At 45.4% G+C, this 18930-nt stretch carries 14 protein-coding genes; 6 read left to right on the forward strand and 8 right to left on the reverse strand.

Translation table 11 applies throughout. From position 1 onward, the window contains the following. Positions 1 to 699: 699 nt before the first annotated feature. Both AC27IJ_RS13805 and AC27IJ_RS13810 read left to right on the forward strand, forming a co-directional pair. Positions 700 to 3246, forward strand: coding sequence for an HD domain-containing phosphohydrolase (locus tag AC27IJ_RS13805; RefSeq protein WP_487149387.1), 2547 nt, complete (start codon positions 700 to 702; stop codon positions 3244 to 3246). Between the two features lie 92 nt (positions 3247 to 3338). Further along, positions 3339 to 4730 carry an FAD-binding oxidoreductase gene (locus tag AC27IJ_RS13810; RefSeq protein WP_487149389.1) on the forward strand — a complete coding sequence of 464 codons (1392 nt, stop codon included), beginning with the start codon at positions 3339 to 3341 and terminating at the stop codon, positions 4728 to 4730. 86 nt (positions 4731 to 4816) lie between these two features. Here the strand turns inward: AC27IJ_RS13810 and AC27IJ_RS13815 are convergent, their stop codons facing one another. Continuing rightward, positions 4817 to 5260, reverse strand: coding sequence for a MarR family winged helix-turn-helix transcriptional regulator (locus AC27IJ_RS13815; RefSeq protein WP_312445335.1), 444 nt, complete (start codon positions 5258 to 5260; stop codon positions 4817 to 4819). Between the two features lie 41 nt (positions 5261 to 5301). Then, a complete protein-coding gene (locus AC27IJ_RS13820; RefSeq protein WP_312445334.1) occupies positions 5302 to 5847 on the reverse strand; it encodes a glutathione peroxidase in 546 nt (181 codons plus the stop codon). Positions 5848 to 6111: 264 nt separating this feature from the next. On the opposite strand from AC27IJ_RS13820, the gene AC27IJ_RS13825 reads away from it, so the two are divergent. The 3 genes from AC27IJ_RS13825 to AC27IJ_RS13835 all read left to right on the forward strand — a co-directional run bounded on the left by AC27IJ_RS13825 (position 6112) and on the right by AC27IJ_RS13835 (position 10035). Then, on the forward strand, positions 6112 to 8562 hold the full coding sequence (locus AC27IJ_RS13825) for an FAD-dependent oxidoreductase (protein WP_487149391.1): 2451 nt from the start codon (positions 6112 to 6114) through the stop codon (positions 8560 to 8562). Positions 8563 to 9008: 446 nt separating this feature from the next. Further along, positions 9009 to 9470, forward strand: coding sequence for a helix-turn-helix domain-containing protein (locus tag AC27IJ_RS13830; protein ID WP_312445330.1), 462 nt, complete (start codon positions 9009 to 9011; stop codon positions 9468 to 9470). Positions 9471 to 9663: 193 nt separating this feature from the next. Further along, positions 9664 to 10035: a DUF4180 domain-containing protein gene (locus AC27IJ_RS13835; protein ID WP_312445328.1), complete on the forward strand. Its 372-nt coding sequence runs from the start codon at positions 9664 to 9666 to the stop codon at positions 10033 to 10035. Between the two features lie 82 nt (positions 10036 to 10117). Here AC27IJ_RS13835 and AC27IJ_RS13840 read toward each other — a convergent pair whose 3' ends face one another. Together AC27IJ_RS13840 and AC27IJ_RS13845 are read right to left on the reverse strand one after the other, a co-directional pair. Then, complete coding sequence (locus AC27IJ_RS13840) at positions 10118 to 10765, reverse strand: cytidylate kinase-like family protein (RefSeq protein ID WP_312445326.1); 648 nt, start codon at positions 10763 to 10765, stop codon at positions 10118 to 10120. Between the two features lie 78 nt (positions 10766 to 10843). Next, a complete protein-coding gene (locus tag AC27IJ_RS13845; RefSeq protein WP_312445324.1) occupies positions 10844 to 12139 on the reverse strand; it encodes a galactokinase in 1296 nt (431 codons plus the stop codon). A gap of 258 nt (positions 12140 to 12397) precedes the next feature. On the opposite strand from AC27IJ_RS13845, the gene mnmL reads away from it, so the two are divergent. Then, positions 12398 to 13342: a tRNA modification radical SAM protein MnmL/YtqA gene (mnmL, locus tag AC27IJ_RS13850; RefSeq protein WP_312445322.1), complete on the forward strand. Its 945-nt coding sequence runs from the start codon at positions 12398 to 12400 to the stop codon at positions 13340 to 13342. A 2-nt stretch (positions 13343 to 13344) separates the two neighbouring features. Here the strand turns inward: mnmL and AC27IJ_RS13855 are convergent, their stop codons facing one another. The 4 genes from AC27IJ_RS13855 to AC27IJ_RS13870 all read right to left on the reverse strand — a co-directional run bounded on the left by AC27IJ_RS13855 (position 13345) and on the right by AC27IJ_RS13870 (position 18922). After that, complete coding sequence (locus tag AC27IJ_RS13855; RefSeq protein WP_312445320.1) at positions 13345 to 14547, reverse strand: CapA family protein; 1203 nt, start codon at positions 14545 to 14547, stop codon at positions 13345 to 13347. Between the two features lie 163 nt (positions 14548 to 14710). Further along, on the reverse strand, positions 14711 to 16786 hold the full coding sequence (locus AC27IJ_RS13860) for a DUF5054 domain-containing protein (RefSeq protein ID WP_487149395.1): 2076 nt from the start codon (positions 16784 to 16786) through the stop codon (positions 14711 to 14713). Beyond that, the gene (locus tag AC27IJ_RS13865) at positions 16773 to 18044 is read right to left on the reverse strand and encodes a CehA/McbA family metallohydrolase (protein ID WP_487149397.1); all 1272 of its coding nucleotides are present in this window, start codon (positions 18042 to 18044) and stop codon (positions 16773 to 16775) included. Before AC27IJ_RS13865 ends, AC27IJ_RS13860 begins: the two co-directional genes overlap by 14 nt. 11 nt (positions 18045 to 18055) lie before the next feature. Further along, positions 18056 to 18922 (reverse strand): carbohydrate ABC transporter permease, encoded by an 867-nt coding sequence (locus tag AC27IJ_RS13870; RefSeq protein ID WP_487149399.1) that lies wholly within the window; start codon positions 18920 to 18922, stop codon positions 18056 to 18058. Positions 18923 to 18930: the final 8 nt, after the last annotated feature.

Raw genomic sequence — 18930 nt, forward strand, 5'->3', positions numbered from 1 at the left:
GTCATAGGCTGCGTCTGCGGCTGCGTCATAGGCTGCGTCTGCGGCCGGGTCGTGGGCTGCGTCATAGGCTGCGTCTGCGGCCGGGTCATAGGCTGCGGCTGCGGTTGAGTCTGAGGCTGAGTCTGGGGTTGGGTCTGGGATGGCATATTGCGGTTCCTGGTTCCACGGGGAACGCAGATCACCTGCCCAACCAACAAATTACTTGGAGCTATTCCCGGATTAACAGCCATAATTTCATCTACGGTAGTACGAAAGCGCTGAGAAAGAAGCCATAGTGTATCACCGGATTGAATTGTGTAAGAGAACAATCCTTCAGGGCAAGGAGTCATAAGATTACTGCCTTTCAATTAAGCAATTTTCCATATTTTATGATTTAGAAATCAGAATAGTACCTGTCAGCCCTAAAAAATTATATTTTTGTAAAATATTGACAAAGCAAAACACCGAAAAATAGCATTCGACGGATCATAGGTTCCCACTTGTCCATGGTATCTTCCCTCCTTCTCAAACCAGACCCTGCCTGATATGTCCTGTTTGGAAAATTCAGAAAACGAGAGTGATTTTGTCCATATATGGAAAATACTTACAGAGAATCATAAATATTGAATTGCCTAATGAAAAAACTTTTGATATTATTCTATTATAAACAACAAAGTTTTGACACCTTACATTCTAAAATCGCGTAAAGGGGGTCCTGTTATGACAAAAGAGGGAAGAGAAATTTTTTTCATGCAGATGCCGTTAGGCTATGCCTATTATGAAATTATCATTGGAAGTACGGAACGCGCTCGGGAATATGTTCTTGCAGAAGCAAATGACGCCTTTTTTGATCTCTGGAGCCTTGACAAAGAAAAAGCATTTCATAATAACGTATCACTGCTTCTGAAGGATGAAGCAAAAGCCTCCGCGTGGCATACGTTTCATGAACACTTAGGCAATGCAGAAAAAGAAAAGCATTTCACCGTGATCATTGGGAAGCGCAGCTTTAAGGTTACTGTTTACACTCCCGCGCCAGATGGCCTGGCGGCGATTTTTGACGAAATTACGGAAATCAATGGAGAATTAGAATCTCAAAGGGAGATTAATGAAAGACTTACCCGGGAAATTGACATTTTTTTTAACAGCACCCAGGATGGATTATTTTTTCTGGAATATAAAAATGGAGAATTCCGCTATATCCGGAACAATTCGGTCCATCAGAAGCTGACCGGAATGACCATTCCTCTCATGGAAGGAAAAACGCCCATAGAAGCAATGGGTGATGATGTGGGTGGTATTTTGCAGGAGGGATACAAAAAATGCGTCGCTACCGGGGTAACCATAATGTACGAGGAAACCGTAGAGTTTAAGGGAAGCCCCAGGGACTGGCTGGTTCGGCTTACCCCTGTCAAAGAAAACGGTAAAGTTTCCTATATCATCGGATCACGCCTAGATATTACAGAATTAAAAAAACTGCGGGAAGATAAAGAACAGCTCCTTGAAAACTTAAATTCCATGTTTACGGAGCACTCAGCAGTCATGCTGATCATTGATATGAAAACCGGAAAAATACTCAATGCCAACCCATCGGCCTGCAGGTTTTACGGCTATACCAGGGAAGAAATTTTAGCCATGCACATACAGGACATCAGTGAAACTTCCAATGATGCCATCAAACGGATGCGTGTTCAGAACCACAACAATGAAAAGCCCTATTCTCTGTTTACCCACCGATTAAAGAGCGGGGAAGTTAAAATGGTAGACGTATATTCCAGTCCAATCACCTATGAAGGGGAAAATCAGCTCTTCTCCATCATCTTTGACGTATCAGACCGTGAAAAATTCAGATACGACCTTTATTGGGACAATGAATTGTTAAGCGTTACCCTTAACTCCATTGGAGACGGTGTCGTTACCACCGATAATGAAGGAAAAGTTACCTATTTAAATCAAGCCGCCCAGGAAATTACGGGCTGGAATAATGAGACTGCATCCGAAAGGCCATTCGAAGAAATCTTTGATTTAAGAAATGAAGCCACAGGAGAATCCATTTCTAATCCAATCAGTGCAGTACTTAAGACGGGAAAGATCGTAGGCCTTGCCAATCATACCGTTCTTTTAAACAGACAGGGGGATTTTATTCCCATTACAGACAGCGCCGCCCCCATTAAGGACCAAACCGGACATATGTACGGAGTTGTCATGGTCTTTCATGATGTAAGCCACGAAAAAAGGCAGCAGCGAAGAATTATGTATTTAAGCTATCATGATTCTTTAACTGAAATATTCAACCGCAGGTACATAGAGGAGGAAATGATCCGGATCGACAGGGCCTCCATGCTGCCCATTGCGGTAATTATGGGCGATGTTAATGGTCTAAAGGTAACCAATGATGTCTTTGGTCACAAAACGGGAGACCTCCTATTAAAGGAAGTTGCCAAAACATTTCAGCATACCATACAAAAAAACGGGATCGCAGGCAGATGGGGAGGGGATGAATTCCTGATCCTTTTGCCGAAAACCGATACCATTAAGGCCCAGGACATCATACAGCAGCTGGAGGAAGAATTTAAGAAAAACGACCGCCTTCCTCTGCAGATCAGCGTATCACTGGGATTTGACGTAAAACACAGCGTATATGAAAATCTTCATCAGATCCTGCAAAAAGCGGAAGAACAAATGTATCACAAAAAGCTTTTAGAAGGAAAAAGCTGGCGTAACCGCATCATAAACACACTTTTGGCCACTCTTCATGAAAAGAGCATGGAAACAGAAGAGCATGCTTTAAGGATTGAAACCTACTGCATTGCAATGGCTGAAAAGCTGGATCTGGCTCCTGAAGAAAAAAACGATTTAGCCCTTCTGTCCATGCTCCACGATATCGGAAAAGTCGGAATCAGCATGGAAATCCTGAAGAAACCCGGCCCCTTAAGCGACGAGGAGTGGAAGGAAGTGAAACGACATCCGGAAATCGGTTACCGCATCGCCCAGAACACGCCTGAACTCTCCACAGTATCCGAGTATATCCTCTCCCACCATGAGAGATGGGATGGAACCGGGTATCCCAGAGGCTTAAAAGAAAATGAAATCCCATTGCTCTGCCGCATTCTGGCAGTTGCCGACGCCTATGATGCCATGACAAGCAATCTGGTTTACCGCATGGCAATGGACAGTCAGAATGCAATGGAAGAAATCAGACGCTGTGCAGGAACACAGTTCGACCCATCGGTTGCCGAACTGTTTCTGGAACTTAACAAGATTTACTGATATTCTGAGACAGGTCAGGGTCGAGGTATATACACGCCGAACCAAATGTCTTCCTTTTTAATAACATGTTATTAGGAAAGGAGGCAATCCTCATGAACACCTGTAATTTTAACGGGCTTACCGGTCGCGTTGTTACTCCAGATGACCCTTGTTATCATGAACTAAGACAAGTATATAACAGGGCGGTTCAAAAATTCCCCCTGGCCATTGTTTACTGCCAGAACCAGGAAGATGTCAGCAATGCGGTTTTGTGGTCCCGAATGAACCACGTCTGCCTGCGGATCCGAAATGGAGGCCATAACTATGAAGGCTACTCCACCGGCGATGATGTGCTTGACATTGATTTAAGTGAAATGAACCAGCTTGCCATAGATGAAGACGCCCATTTACTTCACGTTCAGGGAGGCGTAACAAACAAGCAGCTATACGAATTCGTCTCATCAAAAGGTTACCCCTTCCCTGGCGGGACCTGCCCCTCGGTAGGGGTCGGTGGATATGCATTAGGCGGAGGCTTCGGACTCTCCTGCCGCTATTTTGGCCTTGGCTGCGACAATCTTTTAGAAATCCGTATGGTCAATTATGAAGGCCGCATCATAAAAGCCAATTCACAGGAAAACGCCGATTTATTTTGGGCATGCCGGGGAGCAGGGGGAGGGAACTTTGGTGTAGTCGTTTCCATGACCTTCCGCCTTCCTCAAAAGGTAAATAAAGTTACACTCATTGACATAAGATATCCCCATGCAGACCAGGAGAAGCAGTCTTTGTTTCTGCTGACCTGGCAGGACTGGCTGAAAGATGCCGATCAGAGGGTAACCTTGATTTCAAGGATCTATAACGATCTTATGGAAGGGCTTGCAATCATCGCAAGGGGTATTTTTTACGGACCTCCTGAGGTAGCCCTGGGAATCATTGCTCCCCTCCTTGAGCTTGGAGGTGTAAAATACAGTTTAAAATACGTGACCTTCCTGGAAGCTGTTACAATTATCGGGGACTTTTATCCTCCCTTTGAAAAGTTCAAGTCAGCAAGCCGTTTTGCTGTGCGGGACTTTAGCAGCTGCGAAAGCTATAATATTGCCGGGCTTATAAAAGAACGGGCCGAAGGTTCCGTATATGCCAGCATTTCCTTTTACGCCCTGGGAGGCAAGGTGGCAGAGGTGGATGTGGATGAAACCGCATTTTTCTACCGCGATGCCAACTTTATCGTTTGGCTTGATACCGTTTTTGAAGACCATCGATGCAAAAATGCCGCCTGGGTAACTGAAAAATTCAGCTATTTAGAATCGGTCACCAACGGCTCTTATGTGAATTTCCCCTATGCATGCCTTCCCTGCTATCTTGAAGAATACTATGGTACCCATGTATGCAGATTAAAAAAGGTGAAAGAGAAATATGATCCGCTCAACATTTTTACCTTCCCTCAAGGGATCGGCGAATTTTTTAATATGGATTTTACGGTTCCTAGATGCTGTAATCTCTCCTGGTAAACCGATTATACAGCTAAGGCATGAATACAAAAGCACCCTCGCGAAAATCAGGATTCACGCGGGGGTGCTTTCGTTGGGTTTTCTATTTATTTTTCCGAATTTTGATCGGTTTGGCCTAAAATCTGATACAGAAGCCGGTATAAGACCTTGGAATCCTCTTCATTCACGGGAACACATTGAGCCATCCGGTCCGGGATGGTTACAGCCTGGTCCTTTAGCTGGTCCCCTTTTTCTGTCAGTTCAACGATCACACTTCTCTCGTCTGCTCTGTCACGGCTCCGTTTAAGCAGGCCCGCAGCTTCCATCTTTTTTAACAAGGGAGTTAAGGTGCCGCTGTCCAAATACAGAAGCTCTCCCATCTTCTTAATGGTGACCCGCTTCCTCTCCCATAATACCATCATGGCAATATACTGGGTATAAGTCAGCCCGATCTCATCAAGAAATGGTTTATACCGTTTAATGATCTCGCGGGAGCAGGCATATAGCGGAAAGCAAAGCTGGTTCTCCAGTTTTAATTTCTCATAATCCATAACTTATCTCCTCTCTCCCACTGCTATCCTCTACCTGCTTTTCACAGTAAGCTCTTTACACATTCTTTCACATAGTTCATATCTGCGGTGGGCTCAAAACGCCTGACTACATTTCCCTGGCGGTCCACAAGGAATTTGGTGAAATTCCATTTAATATCCGGTTCATTTTTATAATTTGGATTAAGCTCTTCAAACTTCTGTTCCAGACGGGATGTCAGCTCATGTCCCGGGTCAAAGCCTTCAAAGCCCTTTTCATTCACCAGATACCGGTACAGGGGAATGGCATCCTCCCCATTTACATCAATCTTTGCAAACTGGGGGAAGGTAACTCCAAAGCGTCCGGTACAAAAGGAATGAATTTCTGCGTTGTCGCCAGGCGCCTGGTTTCCAAACTGGTTGCAGGGAAAATCAAGAATCTCAAACCCATTGACAGCATACTCGTCATACATAGTCTGAAGATCCGTATACTGTGGAGTAAACCCGCAAACCGTTGCCGTATTGACGATCAGTAACACCTTGCCTGTGTAATCGGATAGGGGTTTCTCTGTGCCATTCATTTCTTTCACTGTAAAATCATAAACAGACATTTCATGTACCTCCTTTTTATATTATGCAAAATTACATTTATTAAAACTATATTTATCATAAAACGTTATTGGGTATTTGTCAATGGATTTATAAAATTTAATTGTACAAAATTAAATTAATCAATTATTTTATAATAAGGATCCTTGTCACTGGGCAATGGCTGTTGTGTGACTCAATCACAGACATATCCTAAATTTTTGTTTATACTGAACGAAACAACATAGGACCATTGATTATTTTAAAAATATAGCAGGAGGCATATTATGAAAAAAATTGTAATTATCGGCGGAGTAGCCGGAGGAGCCAGCTGTGCAGCCAGGCTGCGCAGGCTTGATGAGGAGGCAAATATCATCATGCTGGAGCGGGGGGAATACATTTCCTACGCCAACTGCGGCCTCCCTTATCATGTGGGTGATGTAATAAAATCCAGGGATGCATTGCTGCTGCAGACGCCGGAAGCCATGAAAAAAAAGTATGGCATTGATGTCAGGGTAAAAAACGAAGTTTCCTCCATTGACCGGGAGAATAAGACAATTACGGTCCGCAGGCTGGATTCCGGGGAAACCTATGAGGAAACCTATGATACCTTAGTCATTTCCACCGGTTCCTCACCAGTCCGCCCGCCCATTCCTGGAATCGGGTCTTCCCGCATCCAGACTCTCTGGACAGTTCCTGACACCGACCGCATCCGTGCTCTGATTAAGGAGAACAAAATCAAAACTGCCGCCGTCATCGGCGGAGGCTTTATTGGCCTTGAAATGGCTGAAAACCTCCGCCACGCAGGACTTTCTGTTTCTCTCATTGAAATGCTGGACCAGGTTATGACTCCCGTTGACTACGAAATGGCCCAGCTGCTCCACGAACACATTCTGCAAAACGGTGTGGACCTTCACCTGGGTGATGGTGTTGCTGCGTTTGAAGATCAGGATGGATCTGTGGCCATTACTTTAAAAAGTGGTAAAACTCTCTCCGCAGAGCTTGTCATCCTCTCCATCGGCGTCCGGCCTAACAGTGAACTGGCAAAGGCAGCCGGCATTGCCGTCAATGAACGGGGCGGCATTGTGGTTGATGATTATTTAAGGACCTCGGATCCGGATATTTATGCCGTAGGCGATGTGATTCAGGTTGATGACCTCATATTTAGGGAACCAGCAATGATCCCACTTGCAGGTCCTGCCAACAAACAGGGGCGCATAGCAGCCAATAATATTGCAGGGACTCAGGAAACCTATAAAAAAACCCAGGGAACGTCCGTTGCAAAGGTATTTGATTTAGCTGTGGCTTCTACCGGCGCAAATGAAAAGGCACTGATCAAGAGGGGCCTTCAAAAGGGAAGGGACTTTGAAAGCATCATCATTACCCAGAATTCCCATGCGGGCTATTATCCCGGAGCCGTACCCATAACCTTAAAGCTTCTTTTCTCCACCGACGGAAAAAAGATTTTCGGAGCGCAGATCGTGGGCCGGGATGGAGTTGATAAACGGATCGACACTTTAGCGGTGGCCATCCGCCTTGGAGCAGGGATCCCTGACTTACAAAGCCTGGAGCTTGCCTATGCCCCACCCTTCTCCTCTGCAAAGGATCCGGTCAACATGGCAGGATTTGTTGCTGAAAACCTGATTACAGGAAAGGTTGCATTTACCTCCTGGGATGCGGTGGAGCAAAGCCCGGAAGCGGTGATCCTTGATGTAAGAGAGGATGCGGAGCTGATGGCCTTTTCCCTTCCAAATGCAACCCACATACCCCTGGGTCAGTTAAGAAGCCGTTTAAAGGAGCTGGACCCTTCCAGGAAAACCATCGTTTTCTGCGCCATTGGGGTCCGGGCTTACAATGCGGCCCGCATCCTGATGCACCACGGATTTCATAATGTCAGGCTTTATCCCGGCGGCGCAAAGTTCTATCAGTCGACCCATTATGCAACCTATGGGATTCAGCCTTCCGAAGAAGCCATCTATTCCGACAGCGGCCAGATGGAGACTAAAAATATTCCCACCTCTGCCATGCGCTTAGATTGCAGCGGCATGCAGTGCCCAGGCCCCATCATGAAAGTGTTTGAAACCATGAAGGAAATGCCGGATGGGGCTGTCATGGAGGTATCTGCCTCTGATCCAGGTTTCACCCAGGACATCGGTGCCTGGTGCAGGCGTACCGGAAATGAGCTTATGGCCTGTGAACTCAGGGGAAAGGACTACGTTGCCCTGGTAAAGAAAGGAGGTCCTGCTGCCCTCGAAAAAAAGGAAGCAGCCGAAGGTAAGACCATCATCGTATTTTCCGGTGATCTTGACAAAGTTCTGGCAAGCTTTATCATTGCCAATGGTGCTGCTGCCATGGGCAGACCTGTTACCATGTTCTTTACCTTCTGGGGGCTGACTGCATTAAGAAAGGCCGAAAAGCAGCCGGTCCGCAAATCACTGATGGAATCCATGTTTGGATTCATGCTTCCCAGGGGCAGTAAAAAATTAAAGCTTTCAAAAATGAATATGGCCGGCATGGGAACCGCCATGATGAAAAAAATCATGAATGATAAAAATGTGGATTCACTGGAAACCCTGATTCAAAAGGCCATGAAATCCGGAGTGAAGATTGTGGCCTGCACCATGAGCATGGATGTCATGGGAATCCAGCCCGAGGAATTGATCGACGGAGTGGAACTTGGAGGCGTAGGTGCTTATCTGGGAGATGCGGAAGAATCCAATGTGAACTTATTTATTTAGGATAGAAAACTATTGACGACGGCATTATGCAAAATCCTGAGACATTTGGACATTTACAGGAAGAGCTTGCCGATGTATTTTGGTATCTCTGCCGAATATGCGAACACTTTGACATCGACATTTCCAAAGCTGTTGAAAACAAAGCAGAACTGAATGCTAAAAAATACCCAATAAAGGGGTAAACGCATTCTATACTTCAGCATTTAAACAAATACGGAAATCGAGTAGGAGGGGGGTAATCACCCCCTCCTTTTGATTCCCAACGATTGAAATAGGCCGTATCTGTTATGTTTGTTATTTTGAAGATATCGGAGGTTACAGTACATCTTACTGTATTTTGTTTTAATAATATAAAAGCTGCTTGAAACAAATACTTGACACATTCCCTTTTATACCTTATTATTACTTATATACGTCATTTATAGGAATAATAAGGAGTAATTGATATGAAAGAAAAATATTATTCAGTGGAGCAAATATCAGAAATGCTCAATATCCACCCAAAGACCATCCAGCGCTACATCAGGGAAGGCAAGCTGAGAGCAGGAAAGATCGGAAAAAGCTGGAGAGTGACCGGACATGACTTAAGTGTTTTTATGGAAAGCACAAAACTGCCAACCGGAAAGGAAAACATCCATTCCATAAAAAAATCCGGCTATGAAATAAAAGTATCTTCCGTAATTGATATCGATGTCGAAGGAATGGATGATGCCATTCGAATTATGAATACTGTTACTGCCGCTCTGAATACCAATCTACCGGAATATGGTCATCCGACCATGCATGCACAGTTTTTGGAATCAGAATGCAGAGTGCGTGTCACCATATGGGGGAACATCCAATTTGCACAGGCGATCATTCAGTTAATTATGGAAATGGTTGAAACTTTTAGACAGGAGGATTTTTAAGGAAGCCTATACGAAACAAGGGATTCAAATCAATTACCGGAGAAAATGATGTTACCATTAATGCCCATAAAACGGCACGCAGGCTTGCTGCCCTGGCTCCAATGGCTGAAACCCGCATTCTTCAAGGCTGAAGACATATACTGACAAATATATTGGATATAGCAGCTCCATTTCTAAAGAAAGAAGGATTTCAATGAATATTAAAACAATAAAAAACCAGAATATTGCCATTGTTGATAAGGACGATAAAATAACTAACGCTCAAGATATCCTTGATATAATGGCTACGTCCCAATACCACTCTAATTGCATTGGTATGATCCTGTATAAAGAAAGCCTTGATGAAAGCTTCTTTGATCTTAAAACGGGTTTAGCTGGGGAAATCCTGCAGAAATTTTCAAACTACCAGTTTAAACTTGCAATCGTAGGAGATTTTTCACACTATACCAGCAAAAGTTTAAAGGATTTTATCTATGAATGCAACAAAGGAAACCTGGTTTATTTTAAGAATGACTTAGATAGCGCCTTGTCGGTGCTGGTACCGGAAAAATCCACGGAACGGTAAAATTAATTCAATGAAATACCAGCCCGGACATAAAAACGGCGGCTTTGAAATTTTAATCAAAGCCGCCGTTTTAAGTGTTTCTTTATAGCTCAATCCCTCTAAGCTTAATATAATCCTTAATCAGTTTCGCTGTCTGTTCCAGGTCAATGCAGCTGGTATTGATGATCAGGTCATAATTGTCCCAATCCTCCCAGTTGCCTCCGGTATAGTAACGGTAGTACTCCTTCCTCTCCCGGTTAATCTTCTTTACACGCTTTGTTGCTTCTTTCTCATCAACCTTATCGACCTCCATGGTACGACTGATGAGGGTTTCGGTATCCGCATAAACAAAGATTTTTACCAGGCCCGGGAACGCTTCCTTCTCACGGCCTAAGATGTAATCCCCACACCGTCCGGCAATGATGCAGGACTCTTCCGAAGCCAGTTCTTTAATGACCTGGGACTGGAAACGGAATAAATTCTCCGGTTTCACAATATCCGCATCCGTAGAGGGTTTCCCAAGCTGGGGCTTTAAGCCGCTAACGATTTTATAAAGCAGATTGCTTCCCGCTTTTTCATCTGCCAGACGGAAAAATACCTCTCCAACGGCGCTTTGCTCCGATGTTATGGTTAAAATCTCTTCATCATAAAAATGAATTCCCAGCTCCTCTGCAAGAGCTTTTCCCACGATTCGGCCGCCGCTTCCGTACTGCCTCCCGATGGTGATGACCAGATTTTTCTTTTCTTTCATAATGCCTCCTTCTGCCACACGTTCTCTTCTGACGTTTCTTACTTCTATTTTACTCTATTGCGGCAGAATTTACAATTATTATTGATTGATTATCTCATTGAAACAGATGGCACCATAAGGCCTGATGCTCATCCGGTAAGCATTGCCCTCTCCCATGGATTTCTCGATATAGGAAATATATTCTTCTACCAGCTCGTTAGGCAGCATGGTCATGATGACACCGGCAAATCCGCCTCCATGTATTCTGCATGCACCTTTCTTTTTCTCTGCCAGGAAAAGTTCCGTAAGAGCCAGGGCAACGGTGATTCCCTGTTCCTGGAAGCTGGTATTGGTGAAGCAGTTCTGAAGCCATTTCCATGAAGAATTTCCAGATTCGGTGATATTCTTTAAAAAGTCCTCGAACCGGTTTTCCTTTAAAGCCGCCACTTCTGCATCTACCCGCTTATTCTCTTCAAAGAAATGAAGGGCGCGAAGAACAGAACGGTCACCGGCAAAGTCCCTGATTTCCTGTAAATTGTCAATGACCTCTTGTTCCGTGATTTCGGCGCAGACTTCTTTTCCAAAGAATTCAGCAACCTTTTTCATTTCTGCCGGAACCGAGGAATAGTCCGCGCTTAAATCCGCATGACCCTTTCCTGTATTGACAATAATTAGGCTGTGGTTTTTAGAACTGAAATCAAAATCAATCTTCTCTACAACCGGAGCTGCCGGGTCCTTAAAATCAATGGTAATAAGTCCCCCTACCGCACATGCCATCTGGTCTAAAAGGCCGGAAGCCTTGTCCCAGTACACGTTTTCAGAGAACCGGCCGATATGGGCATAGGCCACGGTATCCATGGCGCTATTGTTAAAGAATGTATTTAAAACAGAGCAAAGCAGCATCTCAAACGAAGCGGAGGAGCTGACACCTGCCGCACTGATGACATTGCTGGTTATGCAGGCATCAAAGCCGCCGATCTCGTACCCTGCCTCTAAAAAGCCCTTTAAAAGCCCTTTTACCAGATCAATGGTCCCTGCCTTCTTATCGCTTGGAGCTAAGTCGTCTAAATCAATCTCAAAGCTCTGGTCATAGGTTTCACTGATAATATTCACTTTCCTGCTGTTGTTTTTTGCGGCTACTCCCACGCAATCCAGATTAATGCTTCCAGCAAGCACTTTTCCGTGGTTATGGTCAGTATGGTTTCCGCTGATCTCCGTGCGCCCCGGTGAGGAAAACAACATCACATCATCCTCCGGAAATTTCTTCTGGAAGTTTCTCACAAGACTCTGATAGCGTTCAATATTTTCCTTGACCGCCTCTTCTCCGTATAAAGCAGTCATAAGCTTTTCTGACTCTCTAGATTCCAGCAGCTGAATCGTATCGCTTATTTTCATGTCATTTGCTCTCCTTTTCCGATTTACTGCCCACGCTTTTCGGGCTGGGCCATTGCTACGAGTATATCATAAATGCCAAAGTTTTCACAATACAATATTTTACGAAAACCTATAAAATAATTTGACAGCTCATCCGGGGTTCCCGTATAATGAAACAATCAAAAATAAACCCGGTGAGAATACCCTGCGGGCATACCTTTCTCCCCGGTAAAACGGGGCGGTCCCTGCCCAAAAAGCATGGGCAGAAAAGAGGAATACATGTTCTGGAATGAAAAACCTTATCATTCTCTTGACTATGAGATGAAGAAACAATACGGACAAAAAGTATATAAATTGGCTCTTGACGGCGGCATGACCTGTCCAAACCGGGATGGGACCCTGGGAACCGGTGGCTGCATCTTCTGCAGCGGCGGCGGATCCGGAGAATTTGCCGAATCCCTGGCACTCCATTCTTCTGTCACCACTCAGATGGAATCTGCCCGCAACCGGATCCAGGGAAAACTAAAGCCGGGGGAAGCCAGGTTTATCGCATATTTCCAGTCATACACCAACACCTACGCTCCTGTACCTTATTTAGAAGAGCTGTTTACCCAGGCCATCAGCCATCCGGATGTGGCGGTCCTTTCCATTGCCACCCGTCCCGACTGTCTTCCGCCTGATGTCTTAAAGCTGTTAGAAAGATTAAACCGGATTAAGCCTGTATGGGTGGAGCTGGGTCTTCAGACCATTCACGAATCCACGGCAAACCACATCCGGAGGGGGTATCCCCTTTCTACTTTCTTTGAAGCCTATCAGAATTTAAAGGAAGCAGGGCTTACGGTCATCGCTCATGTTATTTTAGGGCTGCCGGGGGAAACCAGAGACATGATTCTGGAAACCGTAAACTATCTGGGCCACCTGGGGGAACATGGAATCGACGGAATCAAGCTTCAGCTTCTTCATGTGTTAAAAGGAACTGACCTTGCCGCAGAATATGAAAAGGGCCTGGTTCCTGTCTATACCTTAGAGGAATACGTGGACTTAGTGATTGATTGCATAGCCCTCCTTCCGACCGAGGTGGTCATACACCGGATCAGCGGGGATGGGCCGAAAAAGCTTCTTCTTTCGCCTTTATGGAGCGGTAATAAAAAGCTGGTCCTAGGCACTCTGGCTAAACGGCTAAAAGAACGAGGCATCTGCCAGGGTGACAGATACCTCGTCTGAGTTTAATTGCCATTATTGTGAATGACGCCGTTTTCATCAACTGACACGCCAAAGGATATTCTTTGGAAATACTGGTAAAATCCCTGAATTTCGTCTTCCTGGGTCAGCGTTCTGGTATAGCCTGCCTTCGAGGTCCCCGGGACCAGGGACAAGGTGGTGCTTCCCTGGGCAAAATCCACCTGGGCCCGTATCAGGGCTGTCTTTGGGATGCTGCTTCCAAAGATAAAATTGCCGAGGCTGTAGCAGATGGGCTTGCCGTTGTAGTATTCAATTCCCTGAAGAACATGAGGATGGCTTCCGATCACAAGGTCAGCCCCTGCATCGATGATCTGCTTACCTAATACCCTCTGGTATTCCTGTGGTTTCTCATCCCGCTCCACTCCCCAGTGGACGTAGACCACCAGATAATCACAGCTTTCTTTTGCCTTCTTAATTTCCTCCAAAAGGATGGTGGGGTCATAACCGCTTACCATGCCTGGTTTCTTGCTGTTCGCCACCCAGTTAGCTTCGGGATAGACCCTTGACGCCGCCAGAAAGCCTATGGCCTTCCCATTCACGTCTATCTTCTCAAGCTGTTTGGCCCGGTTCATATCAGGGCCTGCCCCCACGTACTTAATGCCGGCTCCATCAAGGGCAGTGCAGGTATCCACAAGAGCATCCGTTCCGTAATCAAGGGAATGGTTATTAGCCAGGGTAACGATATCCACTCCGATTTCATTCATCATAAAAACCTTAGAGGGCGGCAGGCGGAAGGTAAACTGCTTATCCGGCGCTGCAGAGCCCCGGCCGCTGAAGGGAAATTCCTGGTTGGCCATAAAGATGTCTGCACCGCCGATTTCAGCGCGATATCCTTCATCCAGGACCCCATTTATGCTCCCCTCCTTATCATAAGCAGTTGTTACATGACTAGATAGTAATATATCACCAGCAAAAAGAAGATGAACGGCTGGATTTGGCTCTGTTTCTGCCTCAGTTAAAGCGGTTTCTTCCTGAGACTGGGATTCCTCCACCGTCAGGACTTCCGTTTCTTCTGATGCCTCAGAATCTGATTGGGCCAGGCTTTCTCCCGGAACGGCCTCTGTCACAGGCATCTTTTCCCCCTGTGCACCATTCCATTCAGTTACCCCGATCCACCCAACAAGCAAAACAAACAGCAATATGGGAAGGATAATCAGAATCTTCATCAACCCATTCTTTTTCTTCATCTACTCCTCCTGATTGTTGACAATTTCCACATGATTTTTCGTTTTCCATTACTTTTTCCACAAAAACCATGGGGTTATCCATAACTTTTCTTTCATATTTCTCTGGATTAAATTCCATTTTTTTATCTTACACTGGTTCCATGGATTTGTCAAATATTCCCTTTTACTTATTATGAATGCTTAAGACATACTGGAACCTGCAGTCATCCTGGCACCACATGGGAAAGTTTGTTCCCCATTTATTGTTAAACAGGCAGTAGGAAAATCCTTTTTTCATATCAGGAAGCTCCAGACAGCCGCCGTATAGCCGCCTTCCCCCTACACTTACCAGAGGGGAATCCTGATTTCGTATTTCTATGGTTCCATCCGCCCCGTCATAAACCAGCTTTTCTGTGCAGTGCTGTCTCCGGTTCCCTCCCTTTACCACTTCCAGGGGAGAGATTTCCTGATCCATGATCTTCATTTTCCATAGGAAGGGGTTCTCCACATCAATATTAACATCAAACCAAAGGGCTTCCGGCATTTTATTGGCATCTTTATTTTCCCACAAAAGATCACACAACAGCTCTTCTCCAAAGGTATAGGTGAGCCATGCCCGTTCAGGGCAGCCGTATTCACTTACAGCTCTCGGATTCCCTGCAAGACGGATTCTCACCCCAGTATTAAATCTTCTCATATCCCGCACTCCAAAGGAATAATTCCTGTTAGAAAGCCCCTCCACGGTTTCCAGTCCGGGCTTTGAAAAGTCTGCTTCCGACCAGGCCATATTCTCCTTAAAAGCATGGTTGTACTCATAAAATTCCGATATCGTATCCATGGCCCCATAGGTCTCATAAGAAAAACGGCCAAAGCAGCCTGACTGGATCCAGACCCTTCCCGCCTTTTCCAGGTAAACCACAGAACCGTTTCCGTCAAATGCCGTTTTCCAGTCCAATATGGAGATGATCTCAAAGGGATGGACCCTCTCTCCTTCTTCCCATGTCTCTTCCCTTGGTAACGGATCCAATGGAAACACCTGCCCGGCTTCCTCTCTAAACTGTTCCGGCAGCAGCCGTACTGCTTCGCGTAAGTAGGCCCGCTGTTCCTCATAGGAACTTTCGTACCGGTCATAGGTGCTTTCTAAGTGATCCACTTTCTTTTCCCTGTATATTGCATGTAAAAGAGCCGTATTTCTTTCCGTAAACATGGCCTCCGTTACAAGATTTTCTTTTCTGGCTTTCTTAAAATCTTCTTTTTCCCAGTTCTCAAAATCAAATAAGTGCTTCTTATAATCCAGCGCCCACGTATGCTCGCATACCATCAGAAGATTTTCCATAAAGCCATGAAATTCCTGTTTTTCATAATCAAACTTCCCTTGTTTCTTCCATTGATCTTTAAGGCTCAGAAGCCGTCTAAAGATGCTGACCTTTACCGGATCCGAGGCTATGCCGTGAATCCAGGTATCCCCGATTTCCTCCCTTATTACAGGCAGCTTTTCTCTTCTTTCCCAAAGCTTCCCGGCATAAGCGTCCAAAGTAGAGGCCTCCACTGCTGCGCCCGGATATTTCTTTTCCAATGCTTTTAATTGCCTTAAAACCTCTTCCCTGGTAGGAATGCCCAGATTATCTCCTAAGAAAACGAACTCCAGAACATCCTCCATGCCCTCTTCGTAACAGGTCGAGCCATAAGCCGGAGAATACTGGACAAGTATCTCGCTGTCTCCTAACTGCCATACAAAGCTTCCCGGAACCATTGGATTCATGGAGGAGGCATTTACTCCGATGTGGAGGTATTGTTTCCCATGGCTGGCCATGATTGGCACCATGGCCTTCGTATGCCCGGGTACATCCGTAAGTTTTGCAGCGATGGTCTCTCTTCCAAACTCTCTGTCCAGTCTGTCCCCATAGCTTAAATTAAAATTCATCAGGTCAGCATCCATCAGTTCCGTATGAGTGGTAAAAGCCAGTCCATGCCAACAGATATCACCTCTTGCCACAGCATCTTTTAACTTCTGTACTTCCTCCTGCGAGGCTTTTTTTAAATACTGGTCAATTAAAAATGCCCCCAGGGTCCAGATAAACCGTTTCCTTCCATCCCGGTTTAAGTCCATGGCAAGCCCGATGGCTTCAGGAATATAATCATGGATATAGTTGGAAAGAACACGGTCCGCCAGATCCGTAAATCCCATATCAAAATGGGTCATGAAAACCACGTGGACCCTTTTTATCGTTTCATTTGTCATTAATTCATTCTTTATCATTTTTTTCACCTGTTATGTAATAAGGATTTGAAAGGAACACCGGAATATAAGGATAATCCTTAATAAGGCTCCGCCTGATTTCTGCCCGGAGATATCCTGCCTTTCCAGTGGTTCTTTGAATGGAAAGCCGGTCTGATTTACAGGGAATTTCTTCCCTGCCGTCCTGGGAAATCAGGATAAGGACATCGCCCTTTTTTAAGTTCCAGAAGGTAAACATGATTTCGCTTCCTATAAGAATCTCATCTCCCATTAAATTATCTCCTGCCCAGGTTTCCATCATGGGGCCTTCCGACGATATGGTCAGAAAGGAATGCCCTTTTTTTAGTCCTTCCAATAGATCCTCAGCGGAATTTGACAGCGCGTACACGCAGGTACAAGGGGAGGCCGGCATCCTTCCCGGCTCATATTTATGGAAATCACTGCCTCCTGTTATTGGAATCCTTTTCCCTTCCTTAAGCCTGTCATCCCACCAGTCCAGGCAGGCCTGATTCCTCTCCGGCATCAGACCTCCGTTCCAAACCTCCACCCCATCAAAGGGAACCTTCACCATCCCCCATTCCCAGCCGCACCAGTAACAGAAGGGATGGTTTATCACCGTAAACGCTCCGTTTTCCCTAGCTTCCTCCACGATTTCCACGGTCTTTTCCAGAGAATTGGAAATAAAGTTTTTAAACGGGCGTTTTCTTCCCAGCATTCCCATATGTCCTTTGTAATGGGTCCACTCCACTCCCGGAATCATGGTTACCAGATCCGTGGAACTGAGATGGTAATTATGAGCATAATTGTTGTGATCCGTAACAAACAAGAAATCAAGCCCTTCTCTTCCGGCGGCAAGGGACAGTTCTTCCGGAGTCATATTTCCATCGGAGCCGCTGGAATGAATGTGGGTATCTCCCTTGTACAGCTTAAGGCCTTTTAAATAGAACGTAACCCTGTATGTAATTACCACTCCCTGTTCTTCTACCTTATAAGCTCCCAGAAGTATGCTCCACTGTCCCTGCTTTACAGGAACCGACGCAAAACCAGCCATGCTCCTATGATCCGAAATAACGATCCGGCTCCGGTTGGAGCCGGACCAGCCGATCAATTCTCCCTTTTCGTTCAAAAGGCCGAAATCTATGATGTTCCCGTTCCGGTCGTATTCATATGATATTTCCATGGAGGCTGCCTGATCCGGTACAAAAAACGGTACTTCTAAATACAGCCCTTCTTCCTCTTTCCCAACCGTCCTTTGAAATGTGATTGTCTTCTCCTTCATATCTGTCCTCCTTAGCCCTTAACGGCTCCCATATTTATTCCCTCCAACAGAAACCTCTGGGCAAACATATAAATGATCAGAAGCGGTATGGTGGAGATCACAATCGCCGCCATAATCGCGTTATCCGGAGTCGCCGCCGTCCCCGAAGTGGAATCCACAGACATGATCATCTGCTTTAACATCAGAGGAAGGGTATAATTTTTCTCATCCGTAATCAAGGTCGCCGGAAGCATGATCGAATTCCACCTGGCTACATACTCCATGAAAAAAACTGTCGCAAATCCCGGAAGGGATATGGGCATATAAATACTTCCGAAAATTTTCAGCTCTCCTGCCCCGTCCATTCTGGCTGATTCTGCAAGGGAATAAGGAACCGTCTCAAAGTAATTCCTCATCATCATAATGCTGAAGCCGGACACCAGTCCGTTTAGAACCAATCCCTGATAAGTATTTAACAATGACAGCTGCTTATTCAACTGGTAAACGGATATCAGGGTTAAGTCACCCGGCACCATCATGGTGAGCATGATAAATGAGGAAATAACATTTTTAAATGGCAGGCTCTTTTGTATCAGGACATAGCCTGCAAGGGCTGACAAAAGAACCTGGATCACAGTACCTGCGGTGGTAATAAAAAGAGAATTGAGAAACGGCCGTGCCATTTTTGTCACCCGGAATACATAGAAAAAGCCTTCCACACTGAATTTTGTCCACCACAGTTTGATCCCGCTCTGTGAGGAATCAAGGGCCGTTGAGGTGGACACCACAAATACATTCCACATTGGAAGAAACATGGCAAGAAAAATGGCGGCCGTCAAAAACAAAAATAGTGCTTTCCAGATGCCTGTTAAACCGTTTTTATCTAGATTATTTTTCATATCTCTGC

Source organism: Lacrimispora sp. YZC11 (assembly GCF_057543815.1).

What these genes read in the sequence shown, in the direction of transcription:
- AC27IJ_RS13855 (WP_312445320.1), bottom strand. Translation starts at nt 14,547, where the DNA reads ATGAAGAAAAAGAATGGGTTGATGAAGATTCTGATTATCCTTCCCATA.
- AC27IJ_RS13805 (WP_487149387.1), top strand. Translation starts at nt 700, where the DNA reads ATGACAAAAGAGGGAAGAGAAATTTTTTTCATGCAGATGCCGTTAGGC.
- AC27IJ_RS13865 (WP_487149397.1), bottom strand. Translation starts at nt 18,044, where the DNA reads ATGAAGGAGAAGACAATCACATTTCAAAGGACGGTTGGGAAAGAGGAA.
- AC27IJ_RS13825 (WP_487149391.1), top strand. Translation starts at nt 6,112, where the DNA reads ATGAAAAAAATTGTAATTATCGGCGGAGTAGCCGGAGGAGCCAGCTGT.
- mnmL (WP_312445322.1), top strand. Translation starts at nt 12,398, where the DNA reads ATGTTCTGGAATGAAAAACCTTATCATTCTCTTGACTATGAGATGAAG.
- AC27IJ_RS13870 (WP_487149399.1), bottom strand. Translation starts at nt 18,922, where the DNA reads ATGAAAAATAATCTAGATAAAAACGGTTTAACAGGCATCTGGAAAGCA.
- AC27IJ_RS13830 (WP_312445330.1), top strand. Translation starts at nt 9,009, where the DNA reads ATGAAAGAAAAATATTATTCAGTGGAGCAAATATCAGAAATGCTCAAT.
- AC27IJ_RS13820 (WP_312445334.1), bottom strand. Translation starts at nt 5,847, where the DNA reads ATGTCTGTTTATGATTTTACAGTGAAAGAAATGAATGGCACAGAGAAA.
- AC27IJ_RS13860 (WP_487149395.1), bottom strand. Translation starts at nt 16,786, where the DNA reads ATGATAAAGAATGAATTAATGACAAATGAAACGATAAAAAGGGTCCAC.
- AC27IJ_RS13835 (WP_312445328.1), top strand. Translation starts at nt 9,664, where the DNA reads ATGAATATTAAAACAATAAAAAACCAGAATATTGCCATTGTTGATAAG.
- AC27IJ_RS13845 (WP_312445324.1), bottom strand. Translation starts at nt 12,139, where the DNA reads ATGAAAATAAGCGATACGATTCAGCTGCTGGAATCTAGAGAGTCAGAA.
- AC27IJ_RS13810 (WP_487149389.1), top strand. Translation starts at nt 3,339, where the DNA reads ATGAACACCTGTAATTTTAACGGGCTTACCGGTCGCGTTGTTACTCCA.
- AC27IJ_RS13840 (WP_312445326.1), bottom strand. Translation starts at nt 10,765, where the DNA reads ATGAAAGAAAAGAAAAATCTGGTCATCACCATCGGGAGGCAGTACGGA.
- AC27IJ_RS13815 (WP_312445335.1), bottom strand. Translation starts at nt 5,260, where the DNA reads ATGGATTATGAGAAATTAAAACTGGAGAACCAGCTTTGCTTTCCGCTA.